This is a genomic window from Paenibacillus rhizolycopersici (assembly GCF_014947195.2).
Lineage (GTDB): Bacteria > Bacillota > Bacilli > Paenibacillales > Paenibacillaceae > Fontibacillus > Fontibacillus rhizolycopersici.
The window spans coordinates 190,904-210,617 of sequence record NZ_JADCNN020000004.1; the positions used below are offsets into that span (position 1 = coordinate 190,904).

At 53.6% G+C, this 19,714-nt stretch carries 17 protein-coding genes; 4 read left to right on the top strand and 13 right to left on the bottom strand.

Features of this window, described 5'->3' with window-relative positions; genetic code table 11:
* Positions 1-178 precede the first annotated feature (178 nt).
* From IM700_RS06315 to IM700_RS06335, 5 genes are all read right to left on the bottom strand, one after another.
* Positions 179-2,164, bottom strand: coding sequence for a glycoside hydrolase 5 family protein (locus IM700_RS06315; protein ID WP_193415063.1), 1,986 nt, complete (start codon positions 2,162-2,164; stop codon positions 179-181).
* Between the two features lie 140 nt (positions 2,165-2,304).
* Entirely contained in the window at positions 2,305-3,726 is a 1,422-nt protein-coding gene (locus IM700_RS06320) for a family 43 glycosylhydrolase (protein WP_155605132.1), read from the bottom strand.
* The gene (locus tag IM700_RS06325) at positions 3,723-4,505 is read right to left on the bottom strand and encodes an alpha/beta hydrolase (protein WP_239483660.1); all 783 of its coding nucleotides are present in this window, start codon (positions 4,503-4,505) and stop codon (positions 3,723-3,725) included. Before IM700_RS06325 ends, IM700_RS06320 begins: the two co-directional genes overlap by 4 nt.
* 167 nt (positions 4,506-4,672) lie before the next feature.
* Positions 4,673-5,938 carry an alkaline phosphatase gene (locus IM700_RS06330; protein ID WP_193415061.1) on the bottom strand — a complete coding sequence of 422 codons (1,266 nt, stop codon included), beginning with the start codon at positions 5,936-5,938 and terminating at the stop codon, positions 4,673-4,675.
* A gap of 88 nt (positions 5,939-6,026) precedes the next feature.
* Positions 6,027-6,887, bottom strand: coding sequence for an RCC1 domain-containing protein (locus IM700_RS06335; protein ID WP_193415060.1), 861 nt, complete (start codon positions 6,885-6,887; stop codon positions 6,027-6,029).
* Between the two features lie 172 nt (positions 6,888-7,059).
* On the opposite strand from IM700_RS06335, the gene IM700_RS06340 reads away from it, so the two are divergent.
* Genes IM700_RS06340 through IM700_RS06350 form a run of 3 tightly spaced genes read left to right on the top strand, consistent with a single transcriptional unit; the run spans position 7,060 to position 10,056 of the window.
* On the top strand, positions 7,060-7,857 hold the full coding sequence (locus IM700_RS06340) for an SDR family NAD(P)-dependent oxidoreductase (RefSeq protein ID WP_193415059.1): 798 nt from the start codon (positions 7,060-7,062) through the stop codon (positions 7,855-7,857).
* Complete coding sequence (locus tag IM700_RS06345) at positions 7,854-8,630, top strand: SDR family NAD(P)-dependent oxidoreductase (RefSeq protein WP_193415058.1); 777 nt, start codon at positions 7,854-7,856, stop codon at positions 8,628-8,630. The genes IM700_RS06340 and IM700_RS06345 overlap by 4 nt, the downstream gene beginning before the upstream one ends.
* 37 nt (positions 8,631-8,667) lie before the next feature.
* Complete coding sequence (locus IM700_RS06350; protein ID WP_193415057.1) at positions 8,668-10,056, top strand: mandelate racemase/muconate lactonizing enzyme family protein; 1,389 nt, start codon at positions 8,668-8,670, stop codon at positions 10,054-10,056.
* A gap of 79 nt (positions 10,057-10,135) precedes the next feature.
* Here IM700_RS06350 and IM700_RS06355 read toward each other — a convergent pair whose 3' ends face one another.
* From IM700_RS06355 to IM700_RS06370, 4 genes are all read right to left on the bottom strand, one after another.
* Positions 10,136-11,119, bottom strand: a complete 984-nt coding sequence (locus IM700_RS06355; RefSeq protein WP_193415056.1) for a mannonate dehydratase — start codon at positions 11,117-11,119, stop codon at positions 10,136-10,138.
* Positions 11,120-11,144: 25 nt separating this feature from the next.
* Positions 11,145-12,500 (bottom strand): ABC transporter substrate-binding protein, encoded by a 1,356-nt coding sequence (locus tag IM700_RS06360; RefSeq protein ID WP_239483661.1) that lies wholly within the window; start codon positions 12,498-12,500, stop codon positions 11,145-11,147.
* A 66-nt stretch (positions 12,501-12,566) separates the two neighbouring features.
* The gene (locus IM700_RS06365) at positions 12,567-13,394 is read right to left on the bottom strand and encodes a carbohydrate ABC transporter permease (protein ID WP_155605121.1); all 828 of its coding nucleotides are present in this window, start codon (positions 13,392-13,394) and stop codon (positions 12,567-12,569) included.
* On the bottom strand, positions 13,391-14,347 hold the full coding sequence (locus tag IM700_RS06370) for a carbohydrate ABC transporter permease (RefSeq protein WP_155605120.1): 957 nt from the start codon (positions 14,345-14,347) through the stop codon (positions 13,391-13,393). The genes IM700_RS06365 and IM700_RS06370 overlap by 4 nt, the downstream gene beginning before the upstream one ends.
* 265 nt (positions 14,348-14,612) lie before the next feature.
* Between IM700_RS06370 and IM700_RS06375 the strand changes: the two genes are divergently transcribed.
* Positions 14,613-15,518 (top strand): RraA family protein, encoded by a 906-nt coding sequence (locus IM700_RS06375; protein WP_193415055.1) that lies wholly within the window; start codon positions 14,613-14,615, stop codon positions 15,516-15,518.
* Positions 15,519-15,564: 46 nt separating this feature from the next.
* Here IM700_RS06375 and IM700_RS06380 read toward each other — a convergent pair whose 3' ends face one another.
* The 4 genes from IM700_RS06380 to IM700_RS06395 form a co-directional block, all read right to left on the bottom strand.
* The gene (locus IM700_RS06380; RefSeq protein ID WP_193415054.1) at positions 15,565-16,734 is read right to left on the bottom strand and encodes a helix-turn-helix domain-containing protein; all 1,170 of its coding nucleotides are present in this window, start codon (positions 16,732-16,734) and stop codon (positions 15,565-15,567) included.
* Positions 16,735-16,781: 47 nt separating this feature from the next.
* On the bottom strand, positions 16,782-17,429 hold the full coding sequence (locus IM700_RS06385; protein WP_155605117.1) for a GntR family transcriptional regulator: 648 nt from the start codon (positions 17,427-17,429) through the stop codon (positions 16,782-16,784).
* Between the two features lie 172 nt (positions 17,430-17,601).
* A complete protein-coding gene (locus tag IM700_RS06390; RefSeq protein ID WP_193415053.1) occupies positions 17,602-18,684 on the bottom strand; it encodes a Gfo/Idh/MocA family protein in 1,083 nt (360 codons plus the stop codon).
* 28 nt (positions 18,685-18,712) lie between these two features.
* Positions 18,713-19,696, bottom strand: a complete 984-nt coding sequence (locus IM700_RS06395; protein ID WP_193415052.1) for a Gfo/Idh/MocA family protein — start codon at positions 19,694-19,696, stop codon at positions 18,713-18,715.
* Positions 19,697-19,714: the final 18 nt, after the last annotated feature.

Genomic DNA, 19,714 nt, shown 5'->3' on the forward strand with positions numbered 1-19,714 from the left:
ACCTCCAAGCTGTTCTAGTCTATTAATGTAAGCACTTTCACCTATCTGTATCTATTGTACTTGGGATCGAAGCATAGGGATATGCTCCAGATTTCGTATCGATGTATTCGTTTTTCGGCTGGCGATCACGATTTTTAGAAAACAAAAACCCGTACCGGGAAGATACGGGCAATAACGCCTACTTCATGATCAATTCGGTTTGTTGAACACCGTATGGTGCCCTCGTCCCTTGAATGACGTCCAGCATTTCCGCGTGGGTGGCCTTGATTTCCTGCACAAAGTCCTCATAAGGCCGATGGCAGACATCGACGATCCCGATCTGGTAGTTCTCCCCGTCGAAACGGCCTAGCGTGGCTTGATCATTCAGTATAAAATAATGCGTCCCCACCAGGTACTTCTGACTCGCTGCAAATTCCGTGTAATAGCGGTAGGCTTTGCCACGGTCGGCCTGCGTGTATACGCCTTTCAACCCCGGGCTTAGCAACCCTACATCCGGAGCTCCAAAATGGAATTCGCCGATCAGGATCGGTTTACCGGTGTGTTCGTAGATCGCGCGGAGGTCGACTTCATCCGGTCTAAACTTATAACAGTTATAAGTGAAGACATCATAGTACTCACTTCCCTCCAGAACCAGTTCCGAAGAAATAAACGCATAACGCATTCCGAGATTTAAGTGATGGGGATCGATCTTCTTCAACGCTTGAGCCGGGATGCGGACATACTCATGGGCCATCCGGCGGGAAAAATCCAATAAATCCGCATCCGCGGCATCGGAAAATTCCTCATACCCCAGTTCACGGATCGCGCCGAAATCCATCACTTCCATCCCCCACGCCGCACTTAGGGCATCCGGCCGGCCTTCATATCGATCCTCCAGATAGCGAATCAGCTCTTCCTTACTTGCCAAGGAATATCCGCTGCGGAACATTTCCCGCGCCAGATTCACGCGATCCCCAAACGCCCAATGCGGTTCGTTCGTCATAAAGTATCCGATGAGATAGCGGTCCTCTTTAAACGGCTCAAATTGCGCGGCATACCGCTCCGAGGCCTCTCGATACTCCTGGCTGAATACGTCAGGAAAATCCCGATACACGGTCTCTTGGGTTGTAGGAAATCCGGCCAACGGCATGACATAAGGCAGCTTCGCTTCTTGGGCAAAGTTCAGATCCGACCAGTTCCCGATCGTATTAAATCCCCAATCGATCAACCGAGAACGAGTCATTTGGCTCCAAGTCTCATGATAATTCTCGCCGAAGGCTCGAATCAGATTGCTTACGGCATAATTATAATAACGATGACCGTTCAACGTCTCTCCTGTCTGGAAAGCAGGTCGGAAAGGTCCTTCCTCTTCCGGGATCCACTCCAGACAAGGTTCAATGCCGTCGATCCGTCCCGCTTCCCCGGAGGAAACCACATCCAGCCCCTTACTGTAGAAAGCGTATCCCTCCGGATCCACCAGCCAGAATCGGTCCCCCTGCTGCGCGACATGAAAGTATCCTGTAGGTTCAAAAGGAATGGATTTATATCCCCCATAGGTACTGTATTCCGGTCCAAAATGCGCGATCGCGCCGTCTTCTGCCTCTTTCTGCAAATAACGGACAAGCTCCTCTGCCGATTCGGTTTTGCCGCCCCAATCCTTGATTTTCAATTGTCCCAGCTCATCAACGATCGGCTCTACCTCCTGTCCCAGGCTGCAATCGGGCTTCTCGTCCGCTAGGTACAAATCGTGCAGGATAAAGGAACGATGCGTATAGAACGGCAAAAAAATCATTTCGAAATGCTTGACTTGCTCCGGTTCCATGGCGGTTCCTTGCAAAAATGACTTCAGTTTGCCCGGCGTACGCTCCAGAAAGATATGCTGGGCATCTAAATGCTCAAGGTCAAAAAACGTTCGAACCCGAATCTGAGGCAGGAATCCCGTCATGCAATACAAGTCCGGTATGCTCTGCACCGAACTTGGAGTTCGCTTCGAAAAACCAAGCGCCATCTGAAACTCCGTGATCGATTGAACGGTTAGCTCCAGCACAAGATGCTGGCCTTTCTTAAACTCCAAGCCGGCGATATGGAGCCTCCCCCCCTCTGGGGAAATTTCGATCAAACGCCCGCCGTCCGGAAGCGGTTTCATTTCAATGCTGCCGCTTACGTTCATCTCTGTTGGTCTCATTAGTTCAGTCGCTCCTTCGGATTGGTCAATTCGTAAAAATTATACGATATTTCGAAGAGCTTCCTTCCGTTTTCCGAAATTGTGTGACCAAGCCCGAAATTGTGTGACCCTTCCGAAACCGTCGAATAGACAGAACGCGCTTATTCCAAGGCAAACGAAGCCAAGTCCGCGCATCCGTTCCCGGTATACTTGAAATATAAGGCCTGTATGCCGTCCGGAATGGCAATGTCTGCGGTGTATTCCGTCCAAACGTTCGTGAAGTCAACCGGGATGGTTCCGAGCGCCGGCCCCTCCCAAGCCGTTTGGATCTCGAAAGCACCTTGGCAATACCCGCGTACTTTGATCTTAACTTTTTTGATGCCATGACAATCGAAATACTTGAACCCGGCCGTGGCAGAATCCGTCATGTTAGCGATATATCCGATCTCCTCGTCTCCGTCTTTCCCGTCTTGAGTGATTTTTGGAAACCGGCTGTCCATCCAGGCTCCGGAGCCGAAGCCGCCGGTATACGTCGCCTCGTCTTTGCAAAACAGATGGCACGCCAGATAGGCGGGATATTCTCCGTGCCCTACAAGCGGACCGCCATTCGGGCCGCTGGAGGTCATCTCGGCTTGAGCGATCGTTCCGTCCTCGCGGAAGTGAATCCGCTCGATGCAGCCCTGCCGGCAGAACGCTGTACCGTTGGTATGCCGGTGATAGAAGACATACCATTTCCCATTGATTCGTTCGATGCTGCCATGGTTATTTCCGCCGTAGTACATCGGCTTGTCCGCCGGTTTGTAGGAATCGATATGAAGATCGTTGTTGCTGATGAGGACTCCTTGATAGACGAAGCCATGAGTCGGAAATGGACTGGTTGCGTAACACAACTCATGCATGACGATCGAGGAGTAGATCAAGTAATAAGTATCGTCTTTCTTACGGATCGAAGGAGCTTCAAAAAACGCATGTCCTTCAAACCCGCTCCCCTTGCTATAAGGCTCGCTTGGCGCGACAAAAACCGGTTCCTCCACGATCGTGAGCATATCCGGGCCCAGCACCGTAACCATCGCGCCGTGTCTGGATCGATCTCCGGCCGCACAGAATCCGGTATATAAGTAAGTCCGCTCGCCCTCCGTTAACACCCCGGGGTCAAACTGAGGTTCGTCGCCGGCTTTTTCTCCCAAACGCGTGCCGTCGGCATACTGAACGTACCCGTAGAATTCAAACTCCCCAGCCGGAGTCTCGCAGACGGCGACAGAAACGATCGGAACCTTGTCGAGCACATAATACAGATAATACCGCCCATCCGGTCCGACGGTAACGTCCGGGGCATAGAGACACATCCTGCCGTCCGGATTCAGCGGGTCATCGGTTTTCTTGTAGATGACGCCTTCGTATCGCCAGTCCCCCAAATCCTCTACCGGAGCCGACCAGCACACATAGTCGTTTAAGCAAAATACATGGCCGTTAAACCGGTCATGCGACCCGTATACGTAAACCCTATCGCCCCAGACATGCGGCTCCCCGTCAGGAACATACTCCCAAGACGGCAGATATGGATTGAATCCTTGCTTTTTCATCGGCGGCTCCCCTCTCCCGGTTCATTTCTGAAAATCCGCTGAGAAAACTCGCTAAGGCCGTTTCTCCATACAGGCCAGTCGTGGCCTCCCTGCTCCTCCACCCAAATGTGGGGGACCCCCTGCTCAGCGAAGTAAGCATGTGTCCGGTCGCTGACGTATTTCAAATTGTCCTCATCACCGCAAGAGAGCCATAACAGACTCATTCGCGTCGCCGCCTCCTGCGGATTCGGGGCGAGCTGTTCGGGAGTCTTCGTATTGGGGGCCGGGGAAAATGCGCCGATCCAGGCGAATTGATCCAAATGGCTTAATCCGATGTTTAAGGACTGCCCGCCTCCCATGGACAAGCCGGCGATGGCGCGGCTCTCCCGCCCGGTACTGACCGGATAGGTAGCTTCTACAAAAGGGATCAGGTCATGGAGTAAGTCCCATTCGAAACGCTCGAACGCCTCAAGCTTCTCAGGGGCAAAAAGGTCGCCCTCGGCCCGATCTTCCGGCATAGCGCGGCCATTGGGCATGACCACAATCATGGGTGCGAGCTTCCCATCCGCATAAAGCCGATCCAAAATGAGATGCGGCTCGCCATGCTCAAACCACTCGTGTTCATCTCCGCCAATGCCATGCAATAAATAGAGTACCGGATACGTTTGATTCCGGGAAAATCCGGGAGGGGTATATATCCTTGTTTTGCGCTGGGTTCCTACGGTTGTGGAGCGATATTCCACGACCTCGATGCTTCCGTGGTGCAAATGGCTGGATGCTTCCGAAACTTGCCGATCCATGATCTTCATCCTCTCCGTCATTTAGATAATTGAATTATAGCGCTTCCAAAAAAACGCTCGCTAGGCTGAAAATAAAGAACTCATCCGTATTTCTTTAAACAAAAGAAGCGATCGATCCAGTTAGTTGCCCAACTGAATGATCGCCTTTTTGGCATAGAACAACGTGCTTATTTTGCGGTAAAGCCTAGTGCTTTCATCATCTTTGTGAAGATTTCCGTATTTTCGAAGGCTCCGGTGAACAGATTCGCGTTCTTGCCCATCGCCGTAACCGGAATATCGACCGCCGTATGGCCGGACGTCGTCCAGTCAACAATGAATTGCTCCTTGGAACCCGCGATCGCAAACGGTCCGTCTTCCTTGGAGATCGCATCTCCGGATTCATCCTCCGCATCAACCGACTCGATCGAAAGGCCGCCGGTTTCATGGTCGGCCAGGACCAATACGAGCGTATCCGGGTTTTTCTTGGCGAAATCCTTGGCGACTTGCACGGCTTTATCCAGCTGTTGACCGGCTTTAATGGTCAATGCGGCGTTGTTCTCATGCGCCATCTCATCGGTCGCCTCCTCCTCAACCATGAGGAAGAAACCCTTTTTGTTTTGGGACAACGTGTCGATCGCTTTCTTAGTCATATCCGGAAGAGAAACGACCGGGTTATAAATATCGCCGTCGCCTTCTTCTCTTTGCTGGAACATCTCTTCATTCGCGAACAAACCGAGAAGCTTGCCGCTTTTTGCTTTTTGCAGATCCGCTTTATTGTTGACGTAGGTGTAACCCAGTTGTTTGGCTTTGTCGACCAGGTTGCCTTGGGTCCCCTTGCTCTTCTCGGAAGGATCCTCTGCCGGCTCGTCTTGGAACGCGCCCGGGTTACCGGCCGGGAACCAGAAATCCTCGCCACCGCCCAACAGCACATCCACTTTGCTCTTCGTCAAAAGTTGGAGCGCGATATCGCTTTGCGCAGAACGATTCTCCACATGGGCACCAAAAGCCGCTCCGGTCGCGTCCGTCACCTGGCTCGTCGTAACGACTCCCGTGGACAATCCCGCTTGTTTCGCGTATTCCATAATCGTTTTGACCGGTTTCTTGTTGGCATCCATTCCGATTGCGCCATTATACGTTTTGACCCCGCTGGCATACGCCGTAGCGGAAGCTGCCGAGTCGGTTACGGCCGACGTCGAGCTCGTATGTACCAGACCGGCATAAGGCATGTCGTCCATAGCCAGTTTGCCTTTCTCTCCTACCGTAGCCAATCGAATGGCGTTGCGTGCTGCATTCCCCATTCCGTCCCCCACGAACAGGATCACGTTCTTCGTCTTTGAGGAGGCTGCCACTGCCGGACTCGGGGTCTGTGCGGTCAGAATGCCGGTCACCGCTACCGCTGCCGCAGCAGTCACCACAAACGCTGTTCTTAAACGCAAGCTTTTTGCAAGTTTCATAAAGTACGAACCTCCTAAATGTTTTGAGTTTCGTACTCTATGATAAATACCATATATTAAGGAGATGTATGGCGTGTGTAAAATAATGTTAAATGGAAAGCTGCACGCTGCGCCAGCCACTTAATTCGCATTGGCCGTATCTGTTATCCCCGGTAGCGACCACCGTTCCGTCCGACTTTAAGCCAAGGGTATGAGCACAACCCGCAGCTACCGCCACAATATCTCGCCAGCTGCTCACCTCACCTTGGCCATGTTGATTCGATCCCGCCGCCACTACGGTACCGTCTGCTTGAAGTCCGAGGGTATGGTAGCTGCCAGCGGCAACCGCCACAATATCGCGCCATGCTTCCACTTCGCATTGATGATGTTTGTTCAACCCCACAGCCACCACGGTGCCATCCGATTGAAGACCGACGGTATGAAGATACCCCGCCGCAACCGCCACGATCTCACGCCAGTTGCTTACATTACATTGGCCATAACGATTATTTCCCGCCATTATCACCGTACCGTCAGATCGAAGTCCGGCGGTATGCCAATCCCCTGCGGTTATCGCTACGATTCCCTTCCAGTCGCTTACTTCGCATTGCCCTTCCGCATTCCTCCCCACAGCCACCACCGTACCATCTGATTGAAGGCCGAGGGTCCGGCGCCATCCCGCGGTGACCGCCACGATCTCGCTCCAACCGCTCACCTCGCACTGGTGATGCTGGTTCCAACCTACCGCCACCACCGTACCGTCCGCTTTAAGCCCAACGGTATGCGAATTCCCCGTGTTCGTCGCCATATGTACATTCCCTGCCGCCACCGCCACGATATTACGCCAGTCCTCAACCTTGCATTGTCCATGTTTAGGATCGCCGACAGCGATAACCGTGCCGTCCGAGCGAAGACCGACGGAATGCCGTGGGCCTGCCGCGAGGGTTGCTTTATATAATGTAGGGTCCATGTCTTACCTCCTTGTGTCATGGATTCCGATTGAATTCATCATACGAAAAGCTTCTGAAAGAAATCAAACAAAATCATAAGATTAACGTCTCGAACCCGAGGGCGGCTGAAACTTATGATGAGAGTGTGACCTAGTAGCCGCCCTTACAAAGTGGGCAACCCGGGGGTGATGTATGAATCAACCTGCGCAAGTCGTTCTGATTACGGACGCCGACCATCCTGCAGGCAAAGCAATGATCCGCCGCTTCGCCGAGGATGGCGCCTATTTCCTGTTGAACAGTTTGTCTGATGGCACGCAAATTGCCGCCGAGATCGACATGGCTAAAGCGTCTGGATCCAAAGTGATCGTGAAGAATGTCGACCTGAGCGCCGGCGCGAACGCAAGTGAACTTGTTCTGCTGGCCGAGCGGGAGCTCGGTGCGCTTACCGTCCTGATCCATAATAACGATCGGCTCGTCTCTATTTCCGTCGAAGACGGCTCCGAAGCATCGTTTCGCGAGGTAATGAACACCAACGCAAAGTCGGCCTTTTTATGCGCGCAAGCGGCCGGAAAGGCCATGGCGGTACGGGAGTCGGGCAGCATTATCTTCGTCTCGTCCATTCATGCCGAGAAGCCGACCGGCTCCTCCTTCGTCTACAGCGCATCCAAGGGCGCCGTCAAGATGCTGGCCAAAGAAGCGGCCCTGGAGCTCGGGCGGCACGGCATCCGCGTGAATACGATTGAGGCCGGTCTGATCGAAGGCGACGGTGAACGGTTCCGCAGCTCGCTGACAACGCTCTACCGCTGTCACGAACTCAAAGTTCCGAGCGCTCGGCTAGGCACTGCGGAGGATATCGCAAACGTCGCCCACTTCTTGGCTTCAAGGGAGGCGGGATACGTGAACGGCGCGGATATCCGGCTGGACGGAGGGTTCCTCCTGCATTATATGGATCACAAAATGAAACGGCCAAGGAGCGGTGATTCGCCATGAGTCTATCGGGCAAGGTCGCACTCGTAACAGGAGCCGGTACCGGCATCGGCCAGGGCATCGCCATCGAGATGGCAAACAGAGGCGCAAGAATGGCACTCCACTATAACCGGAGCGAGGCCGGCGTTCTCGAGACGAAGAGACGAATTGACGGAGCGGGAGGAAGCAGCTTCATTGTCCGGGCGGATGTCTCGAACCAGAAGGAGATCGCCGCGATGGTTCGCCACATCGAAACCCGCGCTGGCGATATCGATATTCTGGTCAACAATGCCGCTGTACAACTGAACTACGACCTTTTCAAACAGGATGGCGAAACGTTCGACCTCATGTTCGATACGAACGTAAAGGGCTACTGGCAGTGTATCCAAGCCGTTATTCCCGGCATGAAGCGGAAGGGAACCGGCCGAATCATCCTGATCTCCTCGGTACATGCCAAGCGGCCGACGGATTTCGATCCGATTTATGCCATGACCAAAGGCGCGATCCGCATGCTCGGGCGGGAAAGCGCGATCGAGCTGGCACCGTACGGCATTACGGTGAACACGATCGAGCCGGGAGCCATCGATGTGGGCAAATACAACCTCATCTCACCGGACGATCCGGATGCAGAGAAGAAACGGGAGGCGCGGCGCAAGCACCAGTTGGAGAAATTCCCGCTGGGGCGCGTGGGACTCCCGCTTGATGTCGCTCAGCTCGCCTGCTTTATCGCCTCGGACGAAAGCGAGTATATGACAGGCTCCGCTATCCGGCTTGACGGCGGAAGCATGCTGCTGTAACGAGGCTACAGCACACCAACCGATTAGGAGTGATTTCATGGTAAACAAAGAAACGTACGAACAAACGCTGGCCCATGTTCGTACTTCCTCCAGCCCTTCGGAGCTGCGTATCACCGATATCCGCTTCACGGATATCGTCGGCGGTCCGTTTCACAGCAGCTTGATCAAGGTATTCACGAATCAAGGGTTGGTCGGTTTCGGGGAAGTCCGCGACGGCGCAGACAAGGTCTACGCCCTCATGCTGAAGAGCCGGCTACTCGGAGAGAACCCGTGCAATATCGACAAGCTGTTCCGCCGGATCAAGCAGTTTGGCGGGCATGCGCGTCAAGGCGGCGGCGTCAGCGGAATCGAGCTTGCGCTCTGGGATCTGGCCGGCAAAGCGTATGGCGTGCCGATCTACCAGATGCTCGGCGGCAAGTTCCGCGATCGGGTTCGCATGTATTGCGACACGGATGTTGTCGGCAAGGACACCGGCAAAGCGATGGGCGAAGCGCTCAAGAAGCGGATGGAAGCCGGCTTCACCTTCCTCAAGATGGATCTTGGCATCGGCCAGCTCATCAACGAACCGGGGACGCTTAGCGCGCCGCTTGGTTTCCTGGAAGAGATGCGGGAGATCGCGAAACGCCGCTACAGCCGCGACAAAGGTAATCTCACCGAACAGGAGCTTCGTGAAATCAAGAACCGTCACTACGATATTTACAACATCCCTCATCCCTTCACCGGCATTCATGTGACGGAAAAAGGCCTCGACATGCTGGAGCAATATGTCGCGGACGTCCGGTCGGTTATCGGCAGCGAAGTGCCGCTCGCCATCGATCACTTCGGCCATATCGGACTTGAGGACTGCATCAAGCTAGGCAAACGTATCGACAAGTTCAATCTGGCCTGGATGGAGGATATGATTCCGTGGCAGTATACGGATCAATATGCCCGTCTCTCTCGCGCCGTGACGACACCGATCTGTACGGGTGAAGACATTTATTTGAAGGAGAACTTCAAGCCTCTCCTCGAAGCCGGCGGGGTGTCTGTCATCCATCCGGACGTGCTGACGACCGGAGGCATCCTCGAGACGAAAAAAATCGGGGACATGGCGCAGGATTACGGCGTCGCGATGGCGATCCATATGGCGGAGAGCCCCATCGCCTGTCTGGCCGCCGCTCACGTCGCCGCGGCGACGGAGAACTTCCTAGCGCTCGAATACCATTCCTGTGAAGTGGATTGGTGGGACGACATCATCATCGGCAGCCGACTCCCGGATAAGCTAGTCCAGAACGGCTTCATCACCTTGACGGACGCTCCCGGACTCGGGATCGACGATCTGAACGACGAAGTATTGGCTGAGCATCTTCATCCCGAAATCGGCGGTCTCTGGGAGTCAACGGATCCATGGAATCATCATTATTCTAACGACCGGCAGTGGAGCTGAGGCTCCTCTGCTTTTTCTTTCACAATAAAAGGATCGTCCTGACGGCGCAAGCCGATCAAGACGATCCTTTTCATTCCTCTTACAGGGTGGCGGAAACGCGGTTCATCTTGGCCGCCGCCTCCATTAAGCCGGTAATATATCCTACGCCAAACAAACGGCCAAGCAGCTCATACCCCGGGTTCTCATTGTCTTCGCCTTCCATCGTCGGCACGTGGTCCGGCCGGGCCGGGCCGCTAAAGCCAACCTCGTAATACGTCTTCATCGCTTCGAGCATATCCGTCTGGCCATCGTCATGGAACGTCTCCTCGAATTTTTCCGGCGTGCCCTTCACGTCACGGAAGTGGACGAAGAATAGCTTCTGCTGGTCAGCGAAATGCCGAATGACTCCCGGGATATCCTCACCGGCTGTCGCCAGGGTCCCCTGGCACAACGTGATGCCGCTATAAGCGCTCGGCACCAGATCGATGGCCCGCTGCAGCGCCGATGCGTTCCGCAAGATCCGCGAGACGCCGCGGATCGGCGTAATCGGCGGATCGTCCGGATGAAGCGCAAGCTTCACCCGGGCGGATTCCGCGACGGGAACGATTTTTTCCAGGAAATAATGGAGGTTCTCCCACAGTTGTTCCTCCGTCACAATTCCGGCTTCCGTGGGCGGCACTTCCGCCATCAGGCTGTGATCGTAGCTGGAGACGAGCGCTCCCCCGCGTGTCCGGGTTGTCGTTGAGGTGCGGAACCAGTTGAATTGAGCCATAAAGTTATAGCAGAGCACGGGAATGCCGGCAGCCCCCATATTGACCAGGAATTGCTGAAAAATCTCGATTTCCTCATCACGGCCGGGCGCTCCCAGCTTAATCTTGTTGCTTGGCGGCATCGATTCGATCACGGACAACGTTAGACCAAAGTCGGCATAACGCTGCTTCATTCGGATCAGCGGCATCAAATCCCAAGGTTTCTCCGTTTTCTCTTCCCACGGCAGCCCGCTGACCGCGTAATTGACGTTCATCTGTTTTGCCAAATGCCACAGCCGGCTTGGCTGGGATGGAAGAAATTCCGCAAGCTGCATGTCGTTATCCGCCTCTTTCTATCGTTTAGTTGCCTGCCTTGGCGGCCAGCTCCTTACCGAGCTTATCGATTTTGTTGAAAGCTTCTTCAATGGACTGCTGACCGAACGTCACCGCGTCCATCTCCTTCTTATAGGCATCCACCCATTCCGTAAATCCCGGTGCCGGCGAATAGAACGGCAACGCCTTGTCAACGGACAGATCATAAATTTCTTTACCGAGCTTATCCTTCGCCTCCAGATTCGGTTCTAGCTTCTTGTAGATATCCGGATTGATCGGAATCCCGCGGGTCAAACCAAGCGCATCCCCTGCGGCTTCATCGGTAATAAACCATTTGACGAATTTCTTGGCTTCTTCCTTGTTCTTCGAATTGGTGCTGACGCTAAGGAAGATCGTCGATTGCGCCCAGCCTCCGCCCGCAGGTCCGGTCGGCATATTCACGACGCCCACCTTGCCCGGCATGAGCTGCTCGAGCGCGCTGACCGAGCCGGTTGTTGCGCCCCTCGTCATCACGACCCCGCTTGCCATCGGGTCGGCCTGCGGATCGTTCTCGAGGAAGGCGGCAGACTGCTCCGCCGGAGGAACGATTTTATCCTTGCGGAATTGTTCATAGGTTTGATAGAACTTCATGAACAGGTCCCTATCGAGCGTAAACGTCTTCCCGCCGTCAGACATGATCGGCGGTTTCCCCATCGCCGTCTGGTAATAGTTGAAGAAATCCCAAGTTGTCGTGTCGCCGATCGGGTACTTGCCCTCCGGCAGCTTGGCGCGGGCGTCCTTCGCCCATTGGAAATACTCATCGTACGTCCAATCCTTATGCGGTAAAGGGATGCCATATTGCTCGAGATCCGCCTTGTTGAAGGCAGTTCCCTGCGCATTCTGGCTTAACGGGATACCGTACAGCTTGCCGTCGATCTTCAGGTTCTCGATAACGCCAGGATCGACGATTCCGGTCAGGTCGATATCCGACAGGTCCTCCAGCTGTCCCCGACTTACGTATTCTTGCAAGTAAGCCGCATCCATCTGCAAGACATCCGTCATCGTTTTCGACGCCGCTAACGTCGGCAGCTTCTGCCAATAAGCGTCCCATGCCATATGCTCGGGTTTGAATTTAACGCCGGGGTTTTGCTGCGTATAAAGATCCAAGGCTTTCTGCGTCGCTTCGTGGCGTGCGTCCGTCCCCCACCACATGATGCTGAGGGTCTTCTCTCCGCCGGAGTCTCCATTTCCACCGCTCCCGCCGCCGTTTCCTCCAGAATTCCCACCGGAATTTCCACCTGCATTTCCTCCGGCATTGCCTCCGCCTCCGCCGCCGCAAGCCGTCATTACAAGAAACAGGGCCAGCAGGAGTGCGGCTGCACTCATCCATCTCGATTTGCTCATTGTCAATTTCCCCTTTCCTTTTCTTTGGATTAACCTTATGACTTCTATGGGTTGGTGACACCAAACCTAACCCTTCAGCCCCGTCGTTGCGATTCCTTCCACGAAATGCTTCTGTGCGAACAGGAAGATCAGTGCGGAAGGAAAGACGGACAACAGCGACATCGCGAGCAACTGCCCCCACTGAATCTCGAACTGGTCGATGAATCCCCGGAGCGCCAGGCCTACCGTAAATTTATCAACCGAGCTAAGGTACAGCACCTGCGAGAAGAAATCATCCCAGCTCCAGATGAAGGTGAAGATCGCAACCGTCACGAGTGCCGGCTTGATGAGCGGGAAGATGATCCATACGAAGATGCCGTATACGGAAGCGCCATCGATCTTGGCCGCCATGTCCAAATCGCGAGGGATGCCTCGAATGAACTGGACGAGAAGGAAGATGAAGAACGCGCCTCCGCCGAAGAAATGCGGCAGAACAAGCGGCACGTAGCTGTCCACGAAGCCAAAGGAGTTAAACAGGATATACTGCGGAACGACCGTAACTTGGCCGGGCAGCATCATCGTCAGCAGAAGGACCGAGAACCAGAAGCCCCGCAGTTTGAAGTTCAGTCGGCCGAAGCCATAGGCTACGACCGCGGCAGTCAACACACCGCCAAATACGTTCCCAACCTCCATCAGAAGCGTATTGCCGAAGAAATGGGCAAATGTATAATCGCTGGAGTACTGCCACCCGTTGCTGTAGTTCTCCCATAGCGGTGTCTTCGGCCAGAGCGTCGGCAAGCTCAGCTCCTCCGTCTTCTTCAGCGAAGCGCCAACCCACCAGATGACCGGATAAAGCATGAGGAGCGAGAATAGGGTCAGAAGCAGATGATTCGTCAACTTAGACCTAAGCTTCATTTCGCCCCTCCCCCTTCCGATTCGTAGAACACCCAATAGCGAGATGCGGCAAAGTTAATGACGGTCAGCAGACCCACGATCGCAAGCAAGATCCAGGCAAGTGCCGAGGCATACCCCATCTGGTAATGCTTGAACGCCTTTTCGTACAAGAACAAGGCGTACACGTACGTGGAATTGACCGGTCCCCCTTTGGTGATGATGAAAGCGGAGGTGAAGGTTTGGAAGGAGCCGATCACGCCGAGAATTAAGTTAAAGAACATGACAGGAGACAACATCGGCAGCGTGATGCTGAAGAATCGGCGGAACTTGTTTGCGCCGTCCACTGCCGCAGATTCATATAACTCCTGAGGGATCTGTTTGAGACCGGCCAGGAAAATAACCATCGTCGAGCCGAACTGCCAAGTATTCAGCAGAATGAGGGTTCCGAGCGAGGTGTCCGGATTGGTGATCCACCCCATGCCCTGGATGCCAAACCAGGCGAGCACCTGATTGATGTAGCCGTCTAGTCCGAACATATTGCGCCATAAAGCCGCAACCGCAATGCTTCCGCCAATCAGCGAAGGGAAATAAATGGCCGTTCGGTACAGATTCATCCCTTTCAATTTCTGATTAAGCGCCATAGCGACGAGAAGCGAAAAAAGCAGCTTGAGCGGCACGGAGAATAGGACGAACGTAAAGGTTACGGTGAGAGATTTCGTAAAGGTTGAATCATTCGTGAAAATGTTGACGTAATTGCTCGTTCCCGTCCAAACCGGATCCTCCAGGAGCGAATAATCGGTGAAAGACAGGTACAACGATTGGGCGATCGGCCATAACGTCAGCAATAGAAAGCCGATGAGCCACGGGGAAATAAAAATATAACCGGCTAGATGGTTTGCGCCGGTCTTCGCGCGCTTTCGGACGGCGCGTCCAGCTTTTCCAGCTTCGTTAATCGTATTGGTTTGTGCAGCCATCCTTTTCGATTCCTCCCCTCTTGCGATACACCTTGTGATAAATGTTGTAGTAGTACTACTGTATTCGAAGGCGGTTTCACGATTAAAGGTGACGAAATTATGATATTGTTTGATTTTTTAGAATCCGTGGGTCCCACGGGAAGCGCCGACGACAGCGGTGGAAAAAATTATGATGGGGCGGGGAAATGCCTTAAGAAAGTCGCATCGACAAAACGGCGGCCCTCCCTAACAATAGAGTCATGTTGAACAAAGAGGAGGCGCTTCAATGAAATTCGATAACCCGGAAGATCTCATTCAATTGACTCCGCTGTGGAAGGGTGAACGGTTCGAGAACGGGCGACCTAAGGTGCCGGAAGATGTCCTGCGAAGAATACGAAAAATTACGTTGGAGGAAGCATGGGGGCCACTATGGCACCGTGGCTATACGTTTCAGTTCGAAGGCGACTTTAAGATCGTCCATCCCGATCAGGTGATGGTGGGACGGGCCGTAACGGCCGTTATGGTGCCCAAGCGGCCCGATCTGCACGAGACGCTGCTGAATTACGGGCATGAGCAGGAAGGGCGAAGGGGCTTCTTCAACCAGTGGGTCATCGACTCCCTAGTCGAGGATGACGTCGTTGTCGTCGATATGTTCGACAAGATCCATCTCGGCACCTATGTGGGCGGAAACCTGTCTACGGCCATCTCGACCCGAACAAAGCGGGGCGGCGCCGTGATCTGGGGCGGCATCCGCGACAATCAGCAAGTATCCGAGATCAAGAACATTAACGTATACTACCGCGGTAGCGACCCGACGGCCATCGGCGATGTCACGATGGTGGGGATGAACGTGCCGACCCGGATCGGCAAGGCGATTTGCCTTCCTGGCGATGTGGTTCTCGGAACCCCGGCGGGTGTGATTTTCATCCCTCCCCATCTTGCCGAGCTGACAGCGGAGCAGGCGGAGAAATCACAGGTCCGCGACGTGTTTGGCTTCATTCGGTTGAAGGAAGGTGTCTATTCCACCGCGCAGATCGACGCATCCTGGCCCACCGCGCTGTGGGAAGACTTCATTCAGTGGTTCCAGAACGACGAGGCGGCTGCCGAATACCGCCATTTATCCTGGGAGAAGGAACTTGAGGAGGCGCGCCGGAACGAGCAGGACGGACACAGTTCCGACGTACGCTTATAAGGGCAGAACCAAGAAACAGGAAGCGGACGCTGCGCCGCTTCCTGTTTTATTTGCAAATCGACTCCCGATACTCGCTCGGCGATACCCCAACCTTCTTCTTAAAGATTTGGCTGAAGTAACGGGGATCCTGGTAACCGACTTTCTCAGCGACTTCATAATTTTTCAAATGGGTCGTCCGAAGCAGTTCCTTCGCCTTGTCGATCCGAATATCGGTCAGATGCTCAATAAACGTCTTGCCGGTATTCGTCCTGAAGAGCATGCTCAAATAGGTTGGTGTCATATACACTTTCTGAGCAACGCTCTGCAGCGATGCGCATTGGCAATCCTGCTCCATGTAAAGGATCGTCCTCTTAATGATGCTGCGATGGTTCTCTTTCTGGCCAGGCGAGACGACCTTCCACATCCCGGTTAGAAAAAGGCAGACGTAGTGCTTCAGCTCTTCCAGCGTGCTTAACCTTACAAGCGATGTCGCTTCAAACGGTTTGTAAGCGCCTACATTTTCTTCATCGGCAAGGACCCTTCTTTCCACACCGACCAGCAGTCGGATCGTCAGCTCATACATGCTTTTAACGTCGACCAGCCCCTGCTCCAGTACCGCAGAATAAAACGACTCTACCGCCTCTAAGATTTCCTGTTCCGAAGCCGCTGAGCGGAAACTCTCAACCAACTGTTTTTCCCTTTCTACCGGGTAACGGTCTATCGACTCCAGATGGCGAAGCTCGCCGAAATGGATTATTTGGCCGGTTCCGCTGTAGAACTTGTTCTGTAACGCCCATGAAGCCTGCCGATAGGATAAGTGGATATCGCCCAAATGGCTGCAAGGCTTCCCAACGCCGATATTCACGGGATGAGCGAATTGCTCCCGAAGTACAGCCCGCAGCCGTTCAAGCACCTCCTTGGATACCCACGAGAACAGCAGCCCAATCCGTCCGTCCCCGTCAAGAAAGGCGATACCGTTTGCCGGCATCCGTTGCTGAAGGCTTTCTCGCATGCTCTCCAGATAAGACAGCTTGTCGTGTTCATGATCGGCGGGGGCAGTTGGCTCCAGCAGCGCAATCGTAGGGAAAGTATAGTAAGGATTCAATTGAAGCTTAGCCAAGCTCTCCTTTAAATCCGCCTTCGCATCTGCCGGCCCGGATACAAGATATCGCAGAAGGCGGTCTTTCATCCATGACGTGATCGCCTGGTGGTCCAACAATAGACGTTCATTCAGCATACTCCTTTTCCCCCTTTGGATAGAGAATGACAACTGAAATCCTGGCCTTAATCGAGATGAATGATCTTGTACGCATGCATGTGCTCAATAAATGCTTCCTCCGCAACGTCGCCGTCCCCCGTCCGGAGGGCGTCAATCAGCATCCGGTGCCAATCGGCCAGCATTTCCGTCGTCGAATGCCGATTGGAGATGGCCATGAAGCGCATTACCTTCGTCCGCATATGGTTCCATAGCTCCAGGATGGCTTGATTATCGCAGCGCTTGTAGAAAAAACCATGAAAGTCCATATCCATTTCCAAAATGCTTAGCGTGTCGCTCTGCTCGACCGCCTCCTCCATCCTTTGAATAATCCGCTCAAGCGCGGCGTAATCCGCCTCTGTCAGCGTTGGCATAGACGCGCGAACTGCGAACCCCTCTATGATTTCGCGGAGGACAAAAAGATCCCGAATCTCCTTGGATGTAATGTTGGATACGACCGACCCTTTATTTCGAATGCCGTTGATCAATCCTTCCTGCTTCATCCGCTCCAGCGCTTCCCGTACAGGCGCCTGGCTAACCTGGAAATGTCCCGCGATATCCAGCACGATGAGCCGGGTTCCCGGGCAAAGCTCGCCCGTGAGTATTTTTCGTTTGAGCGCTAAATAGATTTGCTCGCTAATGGAATTCACCAGCGGGACGATATCATTGCTTGGCATCCTTGTTTCGTCTCCATTCGCGATAATCGATTATCGATTATCGATAATCCATTTTTTTCTATTGTATGAGGGCACCCGCGCATCTGATACCGGAAATCAATAATTCGTTAGCAAAAAGATCCGCGAAGCTTTCGCTTCGCGGACCGAATGGGACATTCTTTATTTCACATTCTTACTCCTGATCAAAATAGACAATCTTCCCCGTCTCGGCGGATTGATAGACCGCCTCCAGGATCTGAGAAACAATCATCGCTTCCCTCGGTTTAACCAAGGGTTCGATGTCGTTCACGATGCTGTGAATCCATTGTTTGGCTTCATACTCGAAATCGGACATCTTCTCCCCACGGAAAAGTTCCCTTGCATTCGGATCCACATCAAGCTGATTCAAGAACAAGCTTCCGTCCCGCTCGCCGTTAATCCGCAATTTATTGTGGTTGAAATCCGCGCCCCCCTTCGTTCCGCAGAGCAGATTGCCACCGCCGTCCGCAATGTTCAGGGCCCAGCTAGTTTCAATAATGACGGTAGCTCCATTCTTGAATTTCACGTATCCGAACGCGGAATCTTCGACCTCGAATTCATTAGGATCCCAAGATCCCCATTCGTTTGCGGCATTTTCGGTATCCTTCAGTTTATGGAAGACGCTGCCGACGACGCTTTCCGGTTCATAGTTATCCATCAACCACAGGATGAGGTCGAGGGAATGGGTTCCGATATCGATCATGGGACCGCCGCCCTGCTTCTCTTTATCCAAAAACACACCCCAGGTCGGTACGCCTCTTCTTCGGGTAGCGACAGCTTTGGCGAAATAGATCTCACCCAGTTCCCCGCCTACGATCATCTTTTTTAACAGTTGGCTTTTGGCGCTGGACCGGCTCTGGTACCCGACGGTTAGCTTCTTGCCTGTTCGCAAGTGGGTCTCGTACATCGCTTTCGCCTCCGCACCGGTGACGGCCATCGGCTTCTCGCACATGACATGCTTGCCGCTTTCGAGCGCATCGATGGATATCGAGGCGTGAGAACGGTTCGGGGTTAGCACATGGACGACTTCGATCTCTTCGATCGCTAGCAGATCCTTGTAATCCGTGAACACCTTGGCTTCCGGCGTACCGTATTTTTTCGTCGCTTGCTCGGCTCTTTCCGGGATCAAATCGCAGAAGGCCACCATCTGCACGTTCTCCAACTTCGCTAAACTCGGCATATGTTTGTCATTCGCTATCAATCCGCAGCCGATGATTCCTATTTTGACCGTTCGCATCGAATTTCCCTCCCTTGTGTCATTTGAATCATTTGAACTCTACCGTTCGGTTTTCCTGATGGGCAATGTAGGCTGCTTCCAAGAGCTCCGTCAATTTCGTCCCCTCTTCCAGTCCGAAGGGCATTGGCTTATCGTCAAGCACGGCATCCACCCACTGGAGGATCGGAAGCGGTTGCTCTGCTGGGAGTTGTTGAGGTGAAATCCATCCGCCAAAGGGTAGATCGAGCTTCTTCGAAGTGACTTTCACGGTATGATCCGAGATGATCAAAGTGCCCTCGGTACCGTAAATTTCAAGCGCAGAAGGCGTTCGGAACGTAACCAGGCTGGTTTCGACCAGGGCGACCGCGTTATTGGCGAACTCGATAGAGCATTGCGCATTATCTTCCACGGCACGATTCGTGAAATAATGGAACATGGAGTTGATTCGTTTGGGCTTCCCCAAATACCAACTGGCGAGGTACATCGGATGACAACCTAAGTCCATCATGGCCCCGCCCCCGGCTTGCTTCTTATCGTACCAGTACTCCGGGAGCCAATTGTTCAAAGCCCCGTCGTGGCCGTTACGTATGCGCAGAAGCGTAACGTCTCCTAAGATTCGGTCATCGATCAGCTGCTTCGCGAACAATTCGTGCGGTCTCGTGCGAGCAGGAAATGAAATGCCGAACTTGACGCCGGCTTGGCGCACCGCTGCCGAAATCCGATTGCATTCCTCCGTGGTAAGCGCCATCGCTTTTTCGGTAAAAATATGTTTACCGGCCTGAGCCGCAGCGACCATGACGTCCGCATGCATACTTGTAGGGGCATCCACCACGACGCCATCGATGTTTTCGCGCCCGAGAAGAGTATCCAAATCCGCCTCAAAATCCGCACCCAATTGGGTTGCCCATTCCCTTCCGCGTTCGGGTTCTTCATCCCAGACGGCCGTGATCTTCACCTTCCCATGGGATTGCAGCTTTCTGGCGTAATCCTCCGCATGCACATGCCATTTACTTAACATTGCAACGTTCAACATATCGTGTCCTCCTTCGTC

Coding starts and splice junctions, on each gene's coding strand:
- IM700_RS06355 (WP_193415056.1), bottom strand. CDS start 11,119: ATGCAGCTTGCGGAATTTCTTCCATCCCAGCCAAGCCGGCTGTGGCAT.
- IM700_RS06390 (WP_193415053.1), bottom strand. CDS start 18,684: ATGCGAACGGTCAAAATAGGAATCATCGGCTGCGGATTGATAGCGAAT.
- IM700_RS06375 (WP_193415055.1), top strand. CDS start 14,613: ATGAAATTCGATAACCCGGAAGATCTCATTCAATTGACTCCGCTGTGG.
- IM700_RS06330 (WP_193415061.1), bottom strand. CDS start 5,938: ATGAAACTTGCAAAAAGCTTGCGTTTAAGAACAGCGTTTGTGGTGACT.
- IM700_RS06370 (WP_155605120.1), bottom strand. CDS start 14,347: ATGGCTGCACAAACCAATACGATTAACGAAGCTGGAAAAGCTGGACGC.
- IM700_RS06325 (WP_239483660.1), bottom strand. CDS start 4,505: ATGGATCGGCAAGTTTCGGAAGCATCCAGCCATTTGCACCACGGAAGC.
- IM700_RS06380 (WP_193415054.1), bottom strand. CDS start 16,734: ATGCTGAATGAACGTCTATTGTTGGACCACCAGGCGATCACGTCATGG.
- IM700_RS06350 (WP_193415057.1), top strand. CDS start 8,668: ATGGTAAACAAAGAAACGTACGAACAAACGCTGGCCCATGTTCGTACT.
- IM700_RS06320 (WP_155605132.1), bottom strand. CDS start 3,726: ATGAAAAAGCAAGGATTCAATCCATATCTGCCGTCTTGGGAGTATGTT.
- IM700_RS06345 (WP_193415058.1), top strand. CDS start 7,854: ATGAGTCTATCGGGCAAGGTCGCACTCGTAACAGGAGCCGGTACCGGC.
- IM700_RS06360 (WP_239483661.1), bottom strand. CDS start 12,500: ATGAGCAAATCGAGATGGATGAGTGCAGCCGCACTCCTGCTGGCCCTG.
- IM700_RS06335 (WP_193415060.1), bottom strand. CDS start 6,887: ATGGACCCTACATTATATAAAGCAACCCTCGCGGCAGGCCCACGGCAT.
- IM700_RS06395 (WP_193415052.1), bottom strand. CDS start 19,696: ATGTTGAACGTTGCAATGTTAAGTAAATGGCATGTGCATGCGGAGGAT.
- IM700_RS06385 (WP_155605117.1), bottom strand. CDS start 17,429: ATGCCAAGCAATGATATCGTCCCGCTGGTGAATTCCATTAGCGAGCAA.
- IM700_RS06340 (WP_193415059.1), top strand. CDS start 7,060: ATGAATCAACCTGCGCAAGTCGTTCTGATTACGGACGCCGACCATCCT.
- IM700_RS06365 (WP_155605121.1), bottom strand. CDS start 13,394: ATGAAGCTTAGGTCTAAGTTGACGAATCATCTGCTTCTGACCCTATTC.
- IM700_RS06315 (WP_193415063.1), bottom strand. CDS start 2,164: ATGAGACCAACAGAGATGAACGTAAGCGGCAGCATTGAAATGAAACCG.